The 2064-nt window shown below is 71.5% G+C and carries 1 protein-coding gene; it reads right to left on the bottom strand.

The genetic code is table 11. From position 1 onward, the window contains the following. Nucleotides 1-1865: MDR family MFS transporter (locus tag ACYVE9_RS24315; RefSeq protein ID WP_461030040.1), on the bottom strand; the 1865-nt coding region annotated here is incomplete at its 3' end. Nucleotides 1866-2064 lie beyond the last annotated feature (199 nt).

Here is a 2064-nt window from a genome sequence, read left to right as displayed (position 1 = left end):
CGGGCGGCGGCCGCGCTGCCGGTCGGGGTGAGCACCATCGGCAGTCCTTCCCGGACGGCCAAGCCGCGTTCCTCCACCTGCCGCGCGCCGGCGGACACCACGCCCCAGTCCACGCCGACCCGCTCGGCGAGCAGCGCGGGCTCCACGGAGCCGTACCGGTGCATGCGCAGCAGCAGCCAGCTGGCGGCCGGGCGCAGGTCCAGGCCGGCGTTCTCGGTGAGCCGGGCGTACAGGCCCTTCTGGCCCTCGCGGCTGCTGAGGATGGTGAGCGCACGGACCAGTTCCTCGCGGGAGGACCGCTGTACCGGGTTCATGGCCAGCGTCTCGCTGGTGTCGGGCGCCTGCACGCTGGCGCGCAGCGGGGTCTCCTTGAGGAACCAGGCCAGGACGAAGGCGACCAGCGTCACCGGTGCCGCCCACAGGAAGACGTCGGTGATCGACTCGGAGTAGGCGGCGAGCGCGCCGGCCCGTTCCGCCGGGTCGAGTTCGGCGACGGCCCGCGGGTCCTCGGCGAGGGTGCCCGGGGTGACGCCCGGCGGCAGCTCCTGCCCCTCCAGCGCCTCGGCCAGCCGGGGCCCCAGCCGTCCGGCGAAGATGGAGCCGAAGACCGCGACGCCGACGGAGGCGCCGACGGAGCGGAAGAAGGTGGCTCCGGACGTGGCGACGCCCAGGTCCCGGTAGCCGACGGCGTTCTGCACGACGAGTACCAGCACCTGCATCACCAGGCCGAGGCCGAGGCCGAAGACGAGGAAGGAGACGCTCATCTCCCAGGTGTCGCTGCGCTCGTTGAGGTTGTGCAGCAGCAGCAGGCCGATGACGGTGACGCCGGTGCCGAGGATCGGGAAGACCTTCCAGCGGCCGGTGCGGCTGATGATCTGGCCGGACAGCGTGGACGTGGTCAGGATGCCCAGCACCATGGGCAGCATGTGCACACCGGACATGGTCGGTGAGACGCCGTGCACCACCTGGAGGAACGTGGGCAGGTACGTCATCGAGCCGAACATCGCGAAGCCGATCACGAAGCCGATGACCGAGCAGATGGTGAAGGTGCGGATGGTGAACAGGCGCAGCGGCAGCACCGGTTCGGCGGCCACCCGCTCGACCCGGACGAAGCCGACCAGCGCCACGACACCGAGCACCGCGAGGCCGATGATCTGCGGCGAGTCCCAGTCCCAGGTGGTGCCGCCCAGTGAGGTGGCCAGCACGACGCAGGTCGCGACGGACGCGATGAGCAGGGTGCCCAGGTAGTCGATGCGGTGCTTCTCCCGGTGCACGGGGATGTGCAGCACGGCCGCGATGACGGCCAGGGCGAGCGCGCCGAGCGGCAGGTTGACGTAGAACACCCAGCGCCAGCTGAGATGGTCTACGAAGAGGCCGCCGAGCAGCGGCCCGAGCACGCTCGTGGCTCCGAAGACGGCACCGAACAGGCCCTGGTACCGCCCGCGGTCGCGCGGCGGCACCAGGTCGCCGACGATCGCCATGGACAGCACCATGAGGCCGCCGCCGCCCAGCCCCTGGACGGCGCGGAAGGCGATGAGTTCGGCCATGTTCTGGGCCAGTCCGCACAGCGCCGAACCGACGAGGAACACCACGATCGCGCTCTGGTACAGCTTCTTGCGCCCGTACTGGTCGCCGAGTTTGCCCCACAGCGGGGTCGCCGCGGTGGAGGCGAGCAGATAGGCCGTCACCACCCAGGACAGGTGGTCCAGCCCGCCGAGTTCGCTGACGATGGTGGGCAGCGCGGTCGAGACGATCGTCTGGTCGAGGGCCGCCAGCAGCATGCCCATCAGCAGCGCACCCATCGCCAGGTACAGGGTGCGCTTGGGCTGTTCGGTCTGCGGCCCGGCCAAGGGCGCATGCGTCATTCCCCCATGGTGCTACCGCCGCGGGCGGCCGTCCTGTCGGGCGGGGCCATCGGCGTCACCGCGTCGGCTACGCTTTGGCACGCTTTCCAGGGAGGGGACCTCAGCGGTGAGCGGAGGAGCGAAGCACTGTCCGGGCTGCGGTGGCGCGGTCGACGGAACGCAGCCGGCACAGCGGTCGGGCGGGCCCGCGGGGCCGCCG

Source organism: Streptomyces sparsus, assembly GCF_054776295.1.
The sequence above is the reverse complement of the archived record's forward strand: the minus strand, read 5'-3'. Positions and strand labels throughout refer to the sequence as shown.